The following is an 18,103-nucleotide window of genomic DNA, read 5'->3' on the forward strand; positions in this document are numbered from 1 at the left end:
TTTAGCGGCGTGACTGCCTATGACGTCGGATTGTTGATCCTGCGACTGGTGCTGGGGCTGACCATGGCCGCGCACGGCTACAACAAGTTCTTCGGCGGCGGCCGGATCAAGGGCACCGCGGGCTGGTTCGAGAGCATCGGTATGAAGCCGGGCACCTTCCACGCCCGGGTGGCGGCGACGACGGAGGTGGCGGCCGGTCTCGGCCTGGCCGTCGGTCTGCTCACCCCGGTGACCGCGGCAGGGTTCGTCGCGCTGATGCTCGTCGCCGCGTGGACGGTGCACCGGCACAACGGCTTCTTCATCGTCAAGGAGGGCTGGGAGTACAACCTGGTGCTGGCCGCGGCGGCCGTCGCGGTGGCCGCGACAGGAGCGGGCAAGCTCAGCCTGGACTACGCGCTGTTCAAGAGCACCGGCTTCTACGACCTGCTGCACGGCTGGTGGGGCCTGATCATCGCGGTCGCGCTCGGCCTGGCCGGCGGCATCGGCCAGCTGGCGATCTTCTACCGCCCGCCCGCCAAGGCCTAGCCCCTCTTCTCGGCCCCCTCTTTCGCCCAACCCGACACCCGGGCGAACTTCTGCGAGTAGATCGCGCCATAACGTCGACCTCGGCGTAGCGCCTTGTCCCAACTGCGCCCCATCGGAATAGAACACGTTCTAATCTGTCCCGCATGGGATTTCTGAAGCAAGAAGTACCCGTCATCGACTTCGAGACGTGGAGCAGGGGCACGCGCGCCGAGAAGATCAAGCCGATGGCGCGACACTGGGCCGAGGTGGGGTTCGGCACGCCGGTGATCCTGCACCTGTTCTACGTCGTCAAGATCCTGCTCTACATCTTCGTGGCCGCGTTATTTGCACTGGCCACCAAGGGAATTGACGGATGGGGCAATATCGGCCAGTGGTGGTCGGAGCCGATCGTCTTCGAAAAGGCCGTGCTCTACACCATGCTGTTCGAGGTCGTCGGACTCGGCTGTGGCTTCGGCCCGCTCAACAACCGGTTCTTCCCGCCGATGGGCTCGATCATCTACTGGTTGCGGCCCGGCACCATCCGCCTGCCACCGTGGCCCAACCGGGTGCCGCTGACGAAGGGTGATAGCCGCGGCCCGGTGGACGTCGTGCTCTACGGCGCGCTCATCGTCATGCTCCTGGTGGCGCTGTTCTCCGACGGCACCGGACCCATCCCCGAACTCGGCACCGAGGTGGGCCTGCTGCCGACGTGGCAGATCGTCGCCGTGCTGGTGCTGCTGGCGCTGGCCGGCCTGCGCGACAAGGTGATCTTCCTGGCCGCCCGCGGCGAGGTGTACGCCAGCTTCGCGGTGGCGTTCCTGTTCGCCGGGGTGGACATCATCATCGCCCTGAAGCTGGTCTGCATGGCCATCTGGATCGGCGCGGCCACCTCCAAGCTCACCCGGCACTTCCCGTTCGTGATCTCGACGATGATGTCCAACAGCCCGGTGATGCGCCCACGCTTCCTCAAGCGCAAGTTCTTCTCCGACTTCCCCGAAGATCTCCGGCCGGGCCGGGTATCGCATGTGCTGGCCCACTTCAGCACCGCCATCGAGATGGGCATCCCGCTGGCGTTGTTCTTCTCCCACGGCGGCTGGCCGACCGCGATCGCCGCGTTCGTGATGGTCTGCTTCCACCTCGGCATCCTGTCGGCGATCCCGATGGGCGTGCCGCTGGAGTGGAACGTCTTCATGATCTTCTCGGTGCTGTCGCTGTTCGTCGCGCACGCCCAGATCGGGATCACCGACCTCACCAGCCCCTGGCCGGTGGTGTTGTTCGCGGTGCTGGCCTTCTGCGTGTTCCTGGGCAACACCGTCCCGCGCAAGGTCTCCTTCCTGCCCGGGATGCGCTACTACGCCGGCAACTGGGACACCACGCTGTGGTGCATCAAGCCGTCGGCCGAGGCCAAGATCGACAAGAACCTCATCGCGATCGCGAACATGCCGGCCGCCCAGCTGGAGAAGTTCTACGGCAGCAAGGAAGCCGCCCAGATCCCGATCTACATGGGGTATGCCTTCCGCGCCTTCAACACCCACGGCAAGGCGCTGTTCACCCTGGCCCACCGGGCGATGGCGGGGCAGAACGAGGACGACTACTCGATCACCGACGGTGAGCGGATCTGCAGCATGGCCATCGGCTGGAACTTCGGCGACGGCCATATGCACAACGAACAGCTGATCAACGCGATGCAGAAACGCTGCAACTTCGAACCCGGCGAGGTGCGGGTGGTACTGCTCGACGCCCAGCCCCTGCACCGGCAGCGCCAGGAGTACCGGCTGGTCGACGCCGCCACCGGCGAATTCGAGCGCGGCTGGGTGGCGGTGTCCGACATGGTCACCCGCCAGCCCTGGGACGACGACCTGCCGGTGCACGTGACCAGCGGAAAGTAGGCCTCATCGATTCTGCGGTGAGGGCGGGAAAATCGCCCGGAACGGCGCCCTCACCGCAGAATCGATGCGCCGCCAGACCGCCTAACCGAACGGTTGGTTGACCCCGCTGCGCAGGCTCCGCAAGCTCGGTGCTATGAATCGAAGACCCACGTAGTCACCCAGCAGAAGGAGAAAGTCGATGGCTGAAGCGGTCATTGTCGAAGCGGTGCGCTCCCCAGTCGGTAAGCGCAACGGCGCACTGTCCGGTATCCACCCGGCCGAGCTGTCGGCCCAGGTACTCAACGGCCTGGTCGAGCGGGCCGGTGTCGACCCCGCCATTGTCGACGACGTGATCTGGGGCTGCGTCATGCAGGCCGGCGAGCAGGCGCTCGACATCGCCCGCACCGCGGTGCTCAGTGCCGGCTGGCCGGAGACCGTCCCGGGTGTGACCGTGGACCGCCAGTGCGGGTCGAGCCAGCAGTCGCTGCACTTCGCCGTCGCCGGCGTGGTGGCCGGCCACTACGACGCCGTCGTCGCCGGTGGTGTCGAGTCGATGTCGCGCACCCCGATGGGCTCCTCGCTGGCCAACGGCGGCAACCCCTACGGTGCGTCGTTCAAGGCCCGCTACGCCAAGACCCCGAACCAGGGCATCGGCGCCGAGATGATCGCCGAGCAGTGGGGCCTCAGCCGCACCCAGCTCGACGAGTTCTCCCTGCGTTCACATGAAAAGGCCGCCGCTGCACAGGATTCCGGCGCGTTCAAGGATCAGATCGTCGGCATCAAGACCCAGGACGCCGACGGCAACGACACCGTGGTGCTCGAGGACGGCGGCATCCGCCGCGGCGGCACCGTCGAGTCGATGGCCAACATCAAGCCCGCGTTCAAGGACGACGGCGTGATCCACGCCGGCAACTCCAGCCAGATCTCGGACGGTTCGGCCGCGCTGCTGATCATGTCTGCCGAGAAGGCCAAGGATCTGGGCCTCAAGCCGATTGCCAAGGTGCACACCGCGGTTCTCGCGGGTGCCGATCCGGTGATCATGCTGACCGCGCCGATCCCGGCCACCCAGAAGGCGCTGAAGAAGTCGGGCCTGACCATCGACCAGATCGGCGCTTTCGAGGTCAACGAGGCGTTCGCCCCGGTTCCGCTGGCCTGGCTCAAGGACATCGGTGCCGACGAGTCCAAGCTCAACCCCAACGGCGGTGCCATCGCGCTCGGCCACCCGCTCGGCGGTTCGGGTGCGCGGATCCTGACCACGTTGCTGTACCACATGCGGGACAACAACATTCAGTACGGGCTGCAGACCATGTGTGAGGGCGGCGGCCAGGCCAACGCCACCATTCTCGAGCTGCTGTAACAGTGACAGACGTAGAAGCCCCCGCCGCTCTTTATGAGCGGCGGGGCAACGTCGCGCTGATCACCATCAACCGGCCCGAGGCTCGTAACGCCGTCAACGGTGCGGTGAGTACCGCCGTCGGCGATGCGCTGCAGCAGGCGCAGGAACAGTGACAGACGTAGAACCCCCCGCCGCTCTTTATGAGCGGCGGGGCAACGTCGCGCTGATCACCATCAACCGGCCCGAGGCTCGTAACGCCGTCAACGGTGCGGTGAGTACCGCCGTCGGCGATGCGCTGCAGCAGGCGCAGGATGACGCCGGGGTCTGGGCAGTGGTGATCACCGGAGCCGGTGACAAGTCGTTCTGCGCCGGCGCCGATCTCAAGGCAATCTCGCGGCGGGAGAACCTCTTTCACCCCGAGCATCCGGAGTGGGGCTTCGCCGGCTACGTCCGGCACGCCATCGACAAGCCGACCATCGCCGCGGTGAACGGCACGGCACTGGGCGGCGGCACCGAGCTGGCGCTGGCCAGTGACCTGGTCGTCGCTCAGCAGAGCGCCAAGTTCGGTCTGCCGGAAGTCAAGCGCGGCCTGGTGGCCGCCGCAGGCGGGGTGTTCCGCATCGTCGAGCAGCTGCCGCGCAAGGTGGCGACCCAGCTGCTGTTCACCGGCGAACCGATCACCGCCGACGAGGCGCTGCAGTGGGGCCTGATCAACCAGGTGGTGCCGGACGGCACCGTGGTGGACGCCGCGCTGGCCCTGGCTGAGCGGATCACGGTCAACGCGCCGCTGGCCGTACAGGCCAGCAAGCGCATCGCGGCCGGGATCGACGGCGGCACCATCACCGCCGACGAGGCCGGCTGGTCGCGCACCATGCGCGAGATCGGCACGCTGATGAAGTCCGAAGACGCCAAAGAGGGTCCGCTGGCCTTCGCCGAGAAGCGCGCGCCGGTCTGGAAGGCGCGCTGATCGGCTAGGCGCCCGGCGCCTTGGTGGTGGTCGGCGTCGGTGACGGCGACTCCGCCGAGGTGCTGGCGGTGGTCGAGGTGGTGGCCTCACTCGAGGTCGACGTGGTCGACGTGGTCGACGTCGTGCTGGTCGACTCAGGCGTCAGCACGGTGTCGATCATGTAGATGTAGGCACCCTTGGCGGTGTAGCTGCACACCACCTTGGCGGTGTCGTTGATCTTGATGTCGCCGCCGCTGCCCTTCACGCTGATCAGCCGGCCGTCCTGGGTCGGCATCTTGCCGTCGACGTCGTCGGGACCCAGGTAGCCCAGCACCATGTGGTAGTACAGCGTCGGCAGCAGCACGGCCGGATCGTTCTTCAGCGTCGCCAGGGTGGCTTCGTCGAGCTTGGCGAACGCGTCATCGGTGGGGGCGAACACCACGTAGGGGCCGCCGTCGAGCACCGAGGTGACGTTCACGGCGGGGTTCAGCTTGCCGGAGATGGCCGAGCTGAACGTGCTCAGGTCGGCGTTGTTGGCGATGGCCACCGAGGCGACCTGGCTGCCCATGCTGTCGATCGACCCGGCGCCGGTGGGCACCTTGTTCTTGTAGGCGTCGCAGCCCGGGCCCTGCGGGTCGGGCAGCTTGGTGACGGTGGGCACCGGGATCGACGAGGTGGTCGGCGCCGCGGTGTCGGTGCTGGGGGTGGTCGGATCGGCGTAGGCCTGAACCGCGGTCGGGATCGCGACGGCGATGGCGGCGACGGCCGCTGCCACGCCGAGGGTCTTGGTGCGAGTGCTCACATCGGCTCCTTGCTGTGTTTCGGAGTCGGCATGTCGCGGGTCCCCGGGCCGCCGCGACGCCTGAGGCATCGTACTGTCCGCCGGGTGACCCTCCCAAAAGGGCCTGTTCAGCCGCCTGGCCGCCGTACCAGCCAGCACAGCACAGCGGCGCCGACGCACAGCCCGGCGGCGAGCTGGAATGCCAGGTCGTAATTGCCGTTCGCATCCCGCAGCACGCCCGCCCCGGCCGCGGCCAGCGCCGCGCCGAGCTGGTGGGCGGCGAAGACCCAGCCGAACACCACGGGCGAGCGGGCCCCGAAGTACTCCCGGCACAGCACGATCGTCGGCGGCACCGTCGCGACCCAGTCCAGTCCGTAGAAGATGATGAACACCCAGGTGCCCGGCTCGGCGTTCGGGGACAGCAGTGCGGGCAGCGCCGCCAGCGACAGGCCGCGGCCGAGGTAATACACCACCAGCAGTAGCCGGGGGTCGATCCGGTCGGTCAGCCACCCCGACAGGACAGTGCCGGCGACATCGAGGATGCCGACGGTGGCCAGCAGGCCGGCCGCGACGGTCGTCGGCATGCCGTGGTCGTTGGCGGCGGGGATGAAGTGGGTGCCGATCAGGCCGTTGGTGGTCATCCCGCAGATCGCGAAGCTGCCCGCCAGCAACCAGAACGCCGGAACGCGGGCGCCGATGCGCAGGCCGTCGAAGGCGGCCCGGAAACTCGACGCCGGAACGGGTTGCGGCGCTTGGGCTTCCGTTGCACCGTAGGGCAGTAGGCCCTTGTCGGCCGGATAGTTGCGCATCAACAGCAGCACCGGCGGTACCACGGCCAGTGCCGCGACGGCGACGATCAGTGCCGCCCACCGCCAGCCGTGCCGGGTGGTCACCTCGGCGACCAGCGGCAGGAAGATCAGCTGTCCGGTGGCGCTCGCGGCGGTCAGCACCCCGGTGACCAGACCGCGGCGCTGCTCGAACCAGCGCACCGCGATCGTGGCGACGAAACCCATCGAGATCGCCCCGGTGCCGGTCCCGACGAGCACACCCCACAGCAGCACCAGCTGCCAGCTTGCGGTCATCAGCACGCTGGCGGCCGATCCCGCCGCGATCAGCGTCAAGGCCGCGGTGAGAACGGGACGCACTCCGAACCGGTCCATCAACGCCGCGGCGAACGGTGCCGTCAGCCCGAACAGCGTCATGTTCACCGACATGGCGAGCCCGACCACGCCGTGCGACCAGCCGAATTCGTGGTGCAGCGGATTCATCAGCACGCCGGGCACCGACCGGAAGCCGGCTGCACCGAGCAGCGCCACGAAGCTGACGCCCGCGACGACCCAGGCCCAGTGCAGGCCGGTACGGGTGGCGGGCCGAGAGGTCGACGTGGAGGTCACCGCATCACTCTGGCCGACTGGGCTACCGCGCGACTAGTGGCAAGAATGACACTATTCGTCAAAAACATGCCACACTCGAGGTGTGCACCGGGTCGCTGTTCTGTTGGTGGCGCCCGTCGTCGGGTTCGACGCGGGTATTGCGCCGACGTTGTTCGGCGCTGCCACCGCCGCCGACGGCAGCCCGCTCTACGACGTCGTCACCTGCGCCGTCGGTGGTGGGGCGGTCGCCACCACGAACGGCTACGCGATTGTCCCGGCAGCCGGAGCGGAGGTACTCGCCACGGCGGACACCGTCGTCATCCCCGGCAGCCGAAACCGTTCCGCGCGCAGCCTCGGCGTCCTGGAGCCCGACCTCGCGTCGGCGCTGTCGTCGATCCGCCCCGGCACCCGCCTGGTGTCGATCTGCACGGGGGCGTTCGTCCTTGCTGCTGCCGGTGTGCTCGACGGCAGGCCTGCGACCACGCATTGGCGCTTCGCCGACGATCTGCGCGCCCTGCATCCGGGTGTATTGCTGGACGAGAACGTGCTGTTCGTCGACGACGGCGACGTGCTGACCTCGGCGGGCCTGGCCGCCGGAATCGACTTGTGCCTGCACATCATTCGGCACGACCACGGCGCTGCGGTGGCCAACGAGGTGGCGCGGTACTGCGTCGTCCCGCCGTGGCGGGAGGGCGGCCAGGCGCAGTTCATCGACCGGCAACCACCGGCGGATCAGGCGTCGACCGCGGCGACCCGGCAATGGGCGCTCGATCACCTCGACGAGGAGTTGTCCATCGAACAGCTCGCGCGCCACGCGCGGATGAGCGAACGCACCTTCTGCCGGCGGTTCCGCGAGGAGACCGGGCAATCACCAGGGGCGTGGGTGCGCGTCCGCCGAGTGGAGTTCGCTCGCGAACTGCTCGAGACGCAAGATCTGCCCGTCGACGAGGTGGCGCGACGCTCGGGCCTGGGGTCGGGCGGGAATCTCCGGCACCATCTGCGGCGTGGTCTGGGCATGTCGCCCTCGAGTTACCGCAAGGTGTTCCAGGGCGCCTGACACCGCTCCGCCTACGATGACGCCCATGGCCGAGCCCCTCATCATCTCGCTGCGCGGACGCAGCCCCGAACTGCATCCGGAATCCTGGGTTGCCCCCAACGCCAGCCTGATCGGCTGGGTGCGGCTGGGTGCCCGGGCCAGCGTCTGGTACTCCGCGACTCTGCGCGCCGAGGCCGAGCCCATCGAGATCGGCGCGGGCAGCAACATCCAGGACGGCGCCACCCTGCACGTCGACCCGGAGTACCCGCTGACCCTGGGCACCGGCGTGACCGTCGGGCACAACGCGGTGCTGCACGGCTGCACCGTCGAAGACGGCTGCCTGATCGGGATGGGCGCCATCGTGCTCAATGGCGCGGTGATCGGCGCCGGCTCGACCGTGGCCGCCGGGGCGCTCGTCCCGCAGGGTGTCGTGGTGCCGCCGCGGTCGCTGATCGCCGGGGTGCCCGGCAAGGTCCGCCGCGAACTGTCCGACGCCGAACTGGCCGGCAACCGGGCCAACGCCGCGGTCTACGAAAACTTGATGGAACTTCACCGCGACGCCACGTAGCGGTCGATCTCACAGCGACGTCAGGTTTGTGTCACCTTCAAACTGCCGATATTTCGTACCGTGGAAGCAATGCGCATCCTGGTCACCGGTGCCACCGGATATGTGGGTTCACGGCTGGTGGCCGCGCTCGTACGGGACGGTCACAGCGTGGTGGCCGCCACCCGCGACCCGGAGAAACTCGGCCGCTTCGGCTGGTGTGACGACGTGAACGCGGTGGCGCTCGACGCCGATGACCCGGCCTCCGTCGAGGCGGCCTTCACCGTGGCCGGCCCCGTCGACATCGTCTACTACCTGGTGCACGGCATCGGCCAGCCGGGCTTCCGGGAGCGCGATAACGCCGCCGCGGCCACCGTCGCCACAGCAGCCGCCGCGACCGGTGTACGGCGCATCGTCTACCTCGGCGGGTTCGTGCCTGACACCGACACCCTCTCCGAGCATCTGGCCGGCCGGGCCGAGGTGGCTGACGCACTCACGCTCGACGGCGGACCGGAGCTGGTGTGGCTGGGCGCGGCGGTCATCATCGGGGCCGGGTCGACGTCGTTCGAAATGGTCCGCTACGTCGGGGACCGGTTCTGGCTGATTCCGCTGCCGCCGTGGGCCGATCACGACATCGACCCGATCTCGATCCGCGACGTGCTGCACTATCTGATGGCCGCGGCGGATCCCGCGGGCGTACCGGCCGGTGCCTACGACATCGCCGGGCCCTCGACCACCACTTACCGCGGGCTGCTGGAAAGCTACGTCGATGCCACCGGTGCAATGCGGGCGGGACTGCCCGTCCACGACGTCCTGCCGCGCTCGGTGGTCGGCCGGGTGGCCGGGGCGGTGGTGCCGGTGCCCACCGGACTGGCCGCCGATCTCATCGAATCGCTGGACCATCCGATGACGGCCTCGGACACTGTCTTGGGTGACTACGTGCCGGATCCGCCCGGGGGGCTCACCGATATCGACGACGCCGTGCTCGCCGCCGTGTCCAGCCCGCCGCCGCGCCCGGTGGATCAGCTGGCCGACCCACACCATCTCGCCGACAGTGACCCGGTGTGGGCCGGCGGTGACACGTTGCGCCTGCAGCGGCTGGCCGCCACGGTGACGCCGTCGGTGGCCCGGCCCGCGCTCGGGATTCTCGGCGCGGTGCCCCGTCCGCTCGCCGGCGTGCTGCGCACCGGACTGGATTTCATGCTGGCGAGGGTGCCGCTGTGACGGGATTGTCGGACATCCGCGCCGCCGCGGCCAAAATCGCTGTGCCGCATCAGGAATGGCCTTCGGTGGTACGCAGGCGGCGGATCATCGTATGCGTCGTGCTGGTGGTCGGGGCGCTGCTGCTCGGCTATTCACTGAGCCGTCGGCCCGGCGACGAGACGTTCTACTGGCTGACGCTGGCGCTGGCCGCGGTGTGGACCGCGGGGGCGTTCTCCTCCGGTCCGCTGCACCTGGGCTGCATCCGCTGGCACGGCCGCAACCAACGCCCCGTCATCACCGGCATCACCGTGGGGTTAGCGCTCGGCGTGGTGTTCCTGGTTGGCGGTCTGGTGGTGCGCGAGATCCCGCCGATCGCCGAGCGCATCACCCGGGTGCTGGAGTACACCAACCATGGCAGCCTCGCGCTGATCGTGGTGATCACCCTGGTCAACGGTGTGGCCGAGGAATTGTTCTTCCGCGGCGCGCTCTACACCGCGCTGGGCGCGTTCCACCCGGTGCTGATCTCCACCCTGCTGTACGCCGTGGCGACGTCGGCCAGTGGCAACCCGATGCTCGGCTTCGCCGCCGTCATCCTCGGCACGGTGTGTGCGTGGGAGCGCCGGGCCACCGGCGGCGTGCTCGCACCAGTGCTGACCCACCTGGTGTGGGGGCTGATCATGGTGCTCGCACTGCCGCCGCTGTTCGGCCTTTAGCGAAGCGGGTGGGCGATCTCGTCGCTGGGCATCCGCGCCGCGACGAGCGCGACCGCGGCCAGTAACACCGGCAGCACGCCCGCCGCGCCGAAGATCACCTCGACCGGCACCACCTTCGACAGCGGGCCTGCGACGGCCATCGACACCGGCATGAACGCCAGGGAGACGAAGAAGTCCAGGCTGGACACCCGGCCCAGCATCTCCGGCGGAACCCGGCGCTGCAGCAGCGTGCCCCAGATGACCATGCCCACGCCGTCGGCCACCCCGACGGCGAACAGGGCCAGCACCATCACCGGCAGCCAGGACGTCACGCCCACCACCGCCAGCGGCAGCGAGCCCGCACCCCACATCGTCATCATGACGGTGAGGTAGCGCCGCGGCATCAGCCGCGAGGACACCACCAGCGCGCCCACCGCGCTGCCCAGTCCGAAGGCCGCGAGCATGAAGCCGTAGACCTGCTCGCCGTGGGCGAAGCGGTCTCGTGCGACGAAGGGCAGCAGCACGTCGATCGGGCCCAGCGCCAGGAACACCCAGGTGCTGGCGAACATCAGCGTCCAGCGCAGCCAGGCGGTGCGCAGCACGAAGCGCAGACCGTCGCGCAAATCGGCCAGCGGATGCGGCTTTTCGCGCTGCACCTCGAGCACGATGTGCTCGCCGTGGCTGGGCCGCATCGCGACCAGCAGGGTCAGGCCGACCGCGAACAGCGCGGTGACGGTGACCGTGCCGAGTGCCGGGAAGGTCAACCCGACCAGGACACCGGCCGCCGCCGGACCGATGGCCTGCTGCAGGGTGGGGCGGATCGCGCCCTCCAGACCGTTGGCGGCCAGCAGCTGCTCGGCGGGCAGGATGCGCGGCAGGTAGGCGCTGTAGGCGGGGAAGAAGAATGCCGCGCCGATGCCGAGCGCCGCGGCGGCAATCGCCATGTGCCACAACCGCAATGAGCCGGTGAGGCCGAGGACGGCGACCGCACCGGTGGCCGCCACGTTGGTGGTCTCGACGGCGATGATGACCGCACGCTGATTGACGCGATCAGCCACGATGCCGCCGACCAGGATGAAGGCCAGCATGCCCAGTGCCATCGACGCGGCCACGAGGGACAGTGCAGCGGGGTCGTTGGCCAGCGCGATGACCTGCAGGGCCATCACGACCGTCCACATCCCCTCGGCGAACAGCGAGATCGACATCGCCGAGATGAGCAGACGGAACTCGCGGAACCTGAACGGGGTGAGCACGCGCCAGCCGCCGGTGGAGTTCACCGGCCGCTCTACGTCACACGGCGTACCCATGACATCGAGGGTGGCTGACCGAAGCGGGCGCTGTCCAACGATTTTCAGCGCGCCGAATGGCCACTTGTGTCACTGTTCTCGCCGAAAACCGTGACACAAGTGGCCACTCGGCGGGCCTAGTCGTCGGTGAAGGTGGGGCTGCGGTGTTCCTGGAACGCCTTGGTGCCCTCGCGGAAATCGCGCGAGCGCAGCAGGATGCCCTGGCCCTCGACCTCGCGCCCGATCGCCGCGTCGAGTTCGGTGAGCGTCGCATCGTTGATGGCCTGCTTGGTCTTGCGCAGCGCGACGGCCGGCCCGGACACCAGCGTGTTGATCACCTTGTCGGTGGCCGCGTCCAGCTCGTCGACCGGATGCACCGCGCTCACCAGACCGAACTCGAACGCCTCGGTGGCCGAAATGCGTTCGGCCAGAAGGGCCATCCGCATCGCCCGGATCCGGCCGATCGCCGCGGCCACCAATGCCGAGGCGCCGCCATCCGGCATCAGCCCGATCTTGGTGAACGCCAGCAGGAAGAAGGCCTTCTCCGAGGCCAGCACGATGTCGCATGCCAAGGCCAACGACACCCCGACTCCGGCAGCCGGACCCTGCACCACCGCCACCACCGGCTTGGGCAGTCGCGTGATCGCCTGCACGGTCCGGTTCGCATGCAGCAGAACGTCGTCGTCCTCGGGGTTCTCCGACCGGCGGGACTGGTCCTCGGCGCTGATGCCCGCCCCCGAACAGAACCCGCGGCCGGCCCCGCTGAGTCGCACCACCTTGACCGCAGGATCGGACGCCGCGCGCTCCAACGTGTCGGCCGCCGTCCGCAGCATCGCCGCGTTCAGCGAGTTGAGGCTGTCCGGCCGGTTGAACGTCACCGACAGCACACCGTCGTCCAGGGACACCGCGAGATCGGAGATGCCGGTATATGCGCCGGGCGAGTCGAGGGTGGTCATGGCCGCAGCCTAAGCTATCCGGGCGATCAACCAACTGGAAGGTAGGGCAATGGCAGGACCACTTCAGGGATTGCGAGTCGTCGAGTTGGCCGGCATCGGCCCGGGTCCGCACGCAGCGATGATCCTCGGTGACTTGGGCGCTGACGTCGTCCGCATCGAACGGCCCGGCAAGGGGCCGGGCATTCCCACCACTGCCAGTAACGACTACCTCCTGCGCAACCGCCGGTCGGTGGCCGCCAACCTCAAGAGCGAAGAGGACCGCGATCTGGTCCTGCGCCTGATCTCCAAGGCCGACGTCCTGATCGAGGGTTACCGCCCCGGCGTCACCGAGCGCCTGGGCCTGGGCCCGGAGGACTGCGCGAAGCTCAACGAGCGGCTGGTCTACGCCCGGATGACCGGCTGGGGCCAGACCGGCCCGCGCAGCCAGCAGGCCGGCCACGACATCAACTACATCTCGCTCAACGGTGTGCTGCACGCCGTCGGCCGGGTCAATGAGCGTCCGGTCCCGCCGCTGAACCTGGTCGGCGACTTCGGTGGCGGCTCGATGTTCCTGCTTGTCGGCATCCTGGCCGCGCTGTGGGAGCGGGAGCGCTCCGGCAAGGGCCAGGTGGTCGACGCGGCGATGGTCGACGGCTCGTCGGTGCTGGCCACCATGATGTGGGCCTTCCGCCACATGGGGATGTGGAGCGACACCCGCGGCACCAACATGCTCGACACCGGCGCCCCGTACTACGACACCTATGAGTGCGCCGACGGCCGCCACGTCGCGGTCGGCTCGATCGAGCCGCAGTTCTACGCCGAGCTGATCGAGAAGCTGGGTCTGGAGTCCGCAGATCTGCCCGGGCAGAACGACATTGCCCGCTGGCCTGAGCTGCGCGCCATCCTCACCGCGAAGTTCGCCGAGCACGACCGCGACCACTGGGCCACGGTGTTCGCAGGCAGCGACGCCTGCGTCACCCCGGTGCTGTCCTTCGGCGAGGTCGAGACCGAGTCGCACAACACCGAGCGCGACACCTTCTACAGCGAGAACGGCTCGCTGTTCCCGGCCCCGGCGCCCCGCTTCTCGCGCGCGTTCCGGGAGCCGACACCGAGGCTGTCCTGCGCGATTGGGTATAGTCCCCAACCAACCAGTAGGTAGACGTACGAAAGGAACACATCTGTGCTGATCAAGGACTCGGTAGCGGTTGTTACCGGCGGCGCCTCCGGGCTCGGCCTGGCCACCACCAAGCGGCTGCTCGACGCCGGCGGTTCGGTGGTCGTCATCGACCTCAAGGGCGAAGAAGTGGTGGCCGAACTCGGTGACCGCGCGAAGTTCGTCGCGGCCAACGTCACCGACGAAGCCGCCGTGGCCGAGGCGCTCGACATCGCCGAGTCCCTGGGCCCGGTTCGGATCAACGTCAACTGCGCCGGTATCGGCAACGCCATCAAGACTCTCGGCAAGGACGGCCCGTTCCCGCTGGACGGCTTCCGCAAGGTCGTCGAGGTCAACCTGATCGGCACCTTCAACGTGCTGCGGCTGGCCGCTGAGCGGATCGCCAAGACCGAACCGCTCAACGGTGAAGAGCGCGGCGTCATCATCAACACCGCCTCGGTCGCCGCCTTCGACGGCCAGATCGGCCAGGCCGCCTACTCGGCCTCCAAGGGTGGTGTCGTCGGCATGACCCTGCCGATCGCCCGCGATCTGTCGCGCAGCCTGATCCGCGTGGTCACCATTGCTCCGGGTCTGTTCAAGACCCCGCTGCTGGGCTCGCTGCCCGAAGAGGCGCAGAAGTCGCTGGGCCAGCAGGTCCCGCACCCGGCGCGGCTGGGCGATCCCGACGAGTACGGCGCCCTGGCCGTGCACATCGTCGAAAACCCGATGCTCAACGGCGAGGTCATCCGCCTCGACGGCGCCATCCGCATGGCTCCGCGGTAAAGGGGAATCCACATGGCGTTGTCGACGAAGTTCACCGAGGTTTTCGGTGTTGAGCATCCGATTGCTCAGGGCGGTATGCAGTGGGTGGGCCGGGCTGAGCTGGTGGCCGCGGTGGCCAATGCCGGAGGCCTGGGTTTCATCACCGCGCTGACCCAGCCCACTCCGGCGGATCTGTCCCGGGAAATCCAGAAGACCCGCGAGCTCACTGATAAGCCGTTCGGGGTGAACCTGACGATCCTGCCGGCGATCAACCCGCCGCCCTACGACGAGTACCGGCAGGTGATCGTCGATGAGGGTGTGAAGATCGTCGAGACGGCGGGCTCCAACCCGGCGCCGCATTTGCCGATGTTCCACGACAACGGGATCAAGGTGCTGCACAAGTGCACCTCGGTGCGTCATGCGGTTAAGGCGCAGAGCCTGGGTGTGGACGGCATCAGCATCGACGGTTTCGAGTGCGCCGGGCATCCCGGTGAGGACGACGTGCCCGGTCTGGTGCTGATCCCGGCGGCGGCCAAGGAGATCGAGATCCCGATGATCGCCTCCGGTGGCTTCGGTGATGCCCGTGGTCTGGTGGCCGCACTGGCCCTGGGTGCCGACGGCATCAACATGGGCACCCGGTTCATGTGCACGGTGGAGTCCTGCATTCATCAGAACGTCAAGGAAGCGATCGTGGCCGGCGATGAGCGTGGCACCGAGCTGATCTTCCGCAGCCTGCACAACACCGCCCGGGTGGCGTCCAACGCGGTTTCCCGCGAGGTCGTGCAGATCCTTAAGGACGGCGGTCAGTTCGAGGACGTCAAGGATCTGGTCGCCGGTGTGCGGGGGCGGCGGGTCTTCGACGAGGGCGATGTCGATGCCGGTATCTGGACGGTGGGCACCGTGATGGGCCTGATCCACGACATCCCCACGGTCGGCGAGCTGGTCAGCCGCATCGTGTCCGAAGCCGAGGAGATCATCAGCGGGCGGCTGGCCGGCATGATCACCCCGGGTCAGGACGCAAAAGTGCCCGCCTGATCATCAGGCGGGCACGCCGCGCGACTGCGCGGGAATGTCTGAACTCCGATTGGCGCCTCGCCGCGTACCCGCGGCGCAGGCGCCTTTCGGCGTTTCAGGTCAGCTGGCGGTGGCCAGCGGGGGACGATCCTCGAACTGCTCCGAGGTGTCGCCCTCCACGAGGACATCGCCGTGATAGAGCGCGTCGAAGTCGACCTTGATGACATCTGCACTGGTGTCGTCGATCCACATGACACTGAGCGTATGGGTCACCTTTAAGGAATCTTTGAGTCACGATTCGGAAAATGGTGGCAATTCTTACTCCGGAGTCAGGTCACCGGAGCCCATAAGTCATCGTTGCGTCATCGAATACCGGCATTTCGGCTGGTGAACAGCGGTAAAGATGGGACCGTGCTGCAAAAACTGGCGCATCTGGCTCTACGCGCACCCCGGCGGATCGTCGCCGTGGCGGCCTTCCTCATGGTCGCGACGGCGATTTTCGGGATTCCGGTGGCCGGGAGCCTGTCCGCCGGCGGTTTCCAGGACCCGACCTCCGAATCCAGCCAGGCATCGCGGCTGCTCGGCGAGAAGTTCGGGCAGAGCGACCAGCAGTTGCTGTTCACCGTCACCGCCCCTGACGGTGCGGCCGGCCCGTCGGCCCGGGCAGTGGCGACCGGCATCGTCGACCAGCTGTCGGCCTCGCCCTACGTGCTGCGGGTCAGCTCAGCGTGGACCTCGCCGCCCGCGGCCGCCTCGGAACTGATCAGCCGCGATGGGAAGACCGGCCTGGTGGTCGCGGTGCTCGACGGCGGGGAGAACAACGCCCAGAAATACGCCACCGCCCTGGTCAAGCAGATCGGTGACGGTAAGGACGGCGTGACGGTCCGCGCCGGCGGCACCGCGATGATCTACTCCCAGATCACCAAGCAGACCGAACGCGACCTGCTGATGATGGAGTCCATCGCGGTTCCGCTGAGCTTCCTGGTGCTGATCTGGGTGTTCGGTGGCCTGGTGGCCGCCGCGCTGCCGATCGCCGTCGGGCTGATGGCGATCTTCGGCGCGATGTCGGTGCTGCGGCTGATCACCTACGTCACCGACGTGTCGATCTTCGGGCTGAACCTGGCCACCGCGCTGGGGCTGGCACTGGCGATCGACTACACGCTGCTGATCCTGAGCCGCTACCGCGACGAGATCGCCGGGGGTGCCGACCGCGACAGTGCTCTGCTGCGCACCATGGCGACCGCGGGCCGCACCGTGCTGTTCTCGGCGACCACCGTCGCGCTGTCGATGTCGGTGCTGATCCTGTTCCCGATGTACTTCCTGAAGTCCTTCGCCTACGCCGGGGTGGCGACCGTGGCGTTCGCGGCGGCCGCCGCGGTGATCGTCACCCCCGCGGCCATCGTGCTGCTCGGCGACCGGCTCGACTCGTGGGACATCCGCCGGGCGCTGCGGCGGATGTTCGACCGTCCCGAACCCGTCGCCAAACCGTTGGAGCACCAATTCTGGTATCGCTCAACGAAGTTCGTGATGCGTCGGGCCATTCCGATCGGCACCGCGATCGTCGCGCTGCTGGTGCTGCTCGGGGTGCCGTTCCTGCACATCCAGTTCGGCAACCCCGACGACCGGGTGCTGCCCAAGAGCGCCTCCACCCATCAGGTCGGCGACCAGTTGCGCAACGACTTCGCCAGCGACTTCTCTACCGCGGTGTCGATGGTGATCCCCGACGCCGACGGCATCGCCCCGCAGGAGATGGAACGCTACGCCGCCGACCTGTCGCGGGTGCCGGAGGTGGCGCTGGTCTCGGCGCCGACCGCAACGTACGTCAACGGCAAGAAGGTCGGTCCGGCGTCGGCCCCGTCGGGCATCTCCGAAGGCAGCGCCTACCTCACCGTGCGGAGCACCACGCCGCTGTTCTCCGACGCGTCCAAGACCCAGTTGAACCGGTTGCACGCCGTGCAGGAGCCGGCGGGCCGCGATGTGCTCATCACCGGTGGCGCCCAGGTCAACCGCGACAACGTGAACGCGATCCTGTCGCGCATGCCGCTGGTGCTCGGACTGATCGCGGTGATCACCTTCGCCCTGCTGTTCCTGCTCACCGGCAGTGTGGTGCTGCCGCTGAAAGCGTTGGCGCTCAACGTGTTATCGCTGTCTGCGGCCTTCGGCGCGCTGGTCTGGATCTTCCAGGAGGGCCATCTCGGCGCGTTCGGCACCACCCCGACCGGCACCCTGGAAGCCAATATGCCGGTGCTGCTGTTCTGCATCGCCTTCGGCATCTCGATGGACTACGAGGTGTTCCTGGTGGCCCGGATCCGGGAGTACTGGTTGTCCTCGGCGCGCACCCGCGAGGACAACGACGAGAGCGTGGCGCTCGGGCTGGCCCGCACCGGCCGGGTGGTGACGGCCGCCGCCCTGATCATGGCGATCGCGTTCGCCGCCCTGATCGCCGCCCAGGTGGCATTCATGCGGGTGTTCGGGGTGGGCCTGACGCTGGCCGTCCTGGTCGACGCCACCCTGGTGCGGATGGCGTTGCTGCCGGCGTTCATGCACGTCATGGGGCGGTGGAACTGGTGGGCTCCCAAACCGCTGGTCCGGCTGCACGAGCGGTTCGGGTTCAGTGAGGCGCCACCGGAGCCGGTGCCCGCCGCCGTCGGGGTCTCCGGCAGCGGCTAG

The 18,103-nt window shown here is 68.2% G+C and carries 18 protein-coding genes; 13 read left to right on the forward strand and 5 right to left on the reverse strand.

Going from position 1 to position 18,103, the window contains the following annotated elements:
* Window positions 1-9 precede the first annotated feature (9 nt).
* The 5 genes from BN3385_RS13305 (at window position 10) to BN3385_RS13320 (ending at window position 4,675) form a co-directional block, all read left to right on the forward strand.
* Complete coding sequence (locus tag BN3385_RS13305) at window positions 10-525, forward strand: DoxX family protein (RefSeq protein ID WP_059017210.1); 516 nt, start codon at window positions 10-12, stop codon at window positions 523-525.
* 143 nt (window positions 526-668) lie between these two features.
* Window positions 669-2,393: a DUF3556 domain-containing protein gene (locus BN3385_RS13310; RefSeq protein WP_059017211.1), complete on the forward strand. Its 1,725-nt coding sequence runs from the start codon at window positions 669-671 to the stop codon at window positions 2,391-2,393.
* 178 nt (window positions 2,394-2,571) lie between these two features.
* Complete coding sequence (locus tag BN3385_RS13315) at window positions 2,572-3,729, forward strand: thiolase family protein (RefSeq protein ID WP_059017212.1); 1,158 nt, start codon at window positions 2,572-2,574, stop codon at window positions 3,727-3,729.
* Between the two features lie 2 nt (window positions 3,730-3,731).
* Window positions 3,732-3,881, forward strand: coding sequence for a hypothetical protein (locus BN3385_RS28165; protein ID WP_502688065.1), 150 nt, complete (start codon window positions 3,732-3,734; stop codon window positions 3,879-3,881).
* Window positions 3,878-4,675, forward strand: a complete 798-nt coding sequence (locus tag BN3385_RS13320) for a crotonase/enoyl-CoA hydratase family protein (protein ID WP_059017213.1) — start codon at window positions 3,878-3,880, stop codon at window positions 4,673-4,675. The genes BN3385_RS28165 and BN3385_RS13320 overlap by 4 nt, the downstream gene beginning before the upstream one ends.
* A gap of 4 nt (window positions 4,676-4,679) precedes the next feature.
* Here the strand turns inward: BN3385_RS13320 and BN3385_RS13325 are convergent, their stop codons facing one another.
* Together BN3385_RS13325 and BN3385_RS13330 are read right to left on the reverse strand one after the other, a co-directional pair.
* Complete coding sequence (locus BN3385_RS13325; protein WP_059017214.1) at window positions 4,680-5,456, reverse strand: fasciclin domain-containing protein; 777 nt, start codon at window positions 5,454-5,456, stop codon at window positions 4,680-4,682.
* Window positions 5,457-5,563: 107 nt separating this feature from the next.
* Complete coding sequence (locus BN3385_RS13330; protein WP_059017215.1) at window positions 5,564-6,829, reverse strand: MFS transporter; 1,266 nt, start codon at window positions 6,827-6,829, stop codon at window positions 5,564-5,566.
* 82 nt (window positions 6,830-6,911) lie between these two features.
* Here BN3385_RS13330 and BN3385_RS13335 point away from each other — a divergent pair, with 82 nt between their 5' ends.
* The 4 genes from BN3385_RS13335 to BN3385_RS13350 are packed head-to-tail and all read left to right on the forward strand — an operon-like array spanning window position 6,912 to window position 10,304.
* Window positions 6,912-7,865: a GlxA family transcriptional regulator gene (locus tag BN3385_RS13335; RefSeq protein ID WP_059017216.1), complete on the forward strand. Its 954-nt coding sequence runs from the start codon at window positions 6,912-6,914 to the stop codon at window positions 7,863-7,865.
* A gap of 25 nt (window positions 7,866-7,890) precedes the next feature.
* Entirely contained in the window at window positions 7,891-8,412 is a 522-nt protein-coding gene (locus BN3385_RS13340) for a gamma carbonic anhydrase family protein (RefSeq protein ID WP_059017217.1), read from the forward strand.
* A 60-nt stretch (window positions 8,413-8,472) separates the two neighbouring features.
* Window positions 8,473-9,612, forward strand: a complete 1,140-nt coding sequence (locus BN3385_RS13345) for an NAD(P)H-binding protein (protein ID WP_059017218.1) — start codon at window positions 8,473-8,475, stop codon at window positions 9,610-9,612.
* A complete protein-coding gene (locus BN3385_RS13350; protein WP_059017219.1) occupies window positions 9,609-10,304 on the forward strand; it encodes a CPBP family intramembrane glutamic endopeptidase in 696 nt (231 codons plus the stop codon). Before BN3385_RS13345 ends, BN3385_RS13350 begins: the two co-directional genes overlap by 4 nt.
* Here the strand turns inward: BN3385_RS13350 and tet(V) are convergent.
* The gene (gene tet(V) / locus BN3385_RS13355) at window positions 10,301-11,590 is read right to left on the reverse strand and encodes a tetracycline efflux MFS transporter Tet(V) (protein ID WP_059017220.1); all 1,290 of its coding nucleotides are present in this window, start codon (window positions 11,588-11,590) and stop codon (window positions 10,301-10,303) included. The genes BN3385_RS13350 and tet(V) overlap by 4 nt on opposite strands.
* Window positions 11,591-11,706: 116 nt before the next feature.
* Window positions 11,707-12,525 (reverse strand): enoyl-CoA hydratase, encoded by an 819-nt coding sequence (locus tag BN3385_RS13360; protein ID WP_059017221.1) that lies wholly within the window; start codon window positions 12,523-12,525, stop codon window positions 11,707-11,709.
* A 49-nt stretch (window positions 12,526-12,574) separates the two neighbouring features.
* On the opposite strand from BN3385_RS13360, the gene BN3385_RS13365 reads away from it, so the two are divergent.
* Genes BN3385_RS13365 through BN3385_RS13375 form a run of 3 tightly spaced genes read left to right on the forward strand, consistent with a single transcriptional unit; the run spans window position 12,575 to window position 15,454 of the window.
* Window positions 12,575-13,663, forward strand: a complete 1,089-nt coding sequence (locus tag BN3385_RS13365; protein WP_156432743.1) for a CaiB/BaiF CoA transferase family protein — start codon at window positions 12,575-12,577, stop codon at window positions 13,661-13,663.
* 21 nt (window positions 13,664-13,684) lie between these two features.
* Window positions 13,685-14,440: a 3-hydroxyacyl-CoA dehydrogenase gene (locus BN3385_RS13370; protein ID WP_059017222.1), complete on the forward strand. Its 756-nt coding sequence runs from the start codon at window positions 13,685-13,687 to the stop codon at window positions 14,438-14,440.
* A 12-nt stretch (window positions 14,441-14,452) separates the two neighbouring features.
* On the forward strand, window positions 14,453-15,454 hold the full coding sequence (locus BN3385_RS13375; protein WP_059017223.1) for an NAD(P)H-dependent flavin oxidoreductase: 1,002 nt from the start codon (window positions 14,453-14,455) through the stop codon (window positions 15,452-15,454).
* A gap of 99 nt (window positions 15,455-15,553) precedes the next feature.
* On the opposite strand, the gene BN3385_RS29210 is transcribed toward BN3385_RS13375, so the two are convergent.
* Window positions 15,554-15,685, reverse strand: coding sequence for a hypothetical protein (locus tag BN3385_RS29210; RefSeq protein WP_156432744.1), 132 nt, complete (start codon window positions 15,683-15,685; stop codon window positions 15,554-15,556).
* Between the two features lie 159 nt (window positions 15,686-15,844).
* Between BN3385_RS29210 and BN3385_RS13380 the strand changes: the two genes are divergently transcribed.
* Complete coding sequence (locus BN3385_RS13380) at window positions 15,845-18,103, forward strand: MMPL family transporter (protein WP_059021910.1); 2,259 nt, start codon at window positions 15,845-15,847, stop codon at window positions 18,101-18,103.

The sequence above is a fragment of the Mycobacterium sp. M26 genome (assembly GCF_001494595.1).
In the GTDB taxonomy this organism is placed as follows: domain Bacteria; phylum Actinomycetota; class Actinomycetes; order Mycobacteriales; family Mycobacteriaceae; genus Mycobacterium.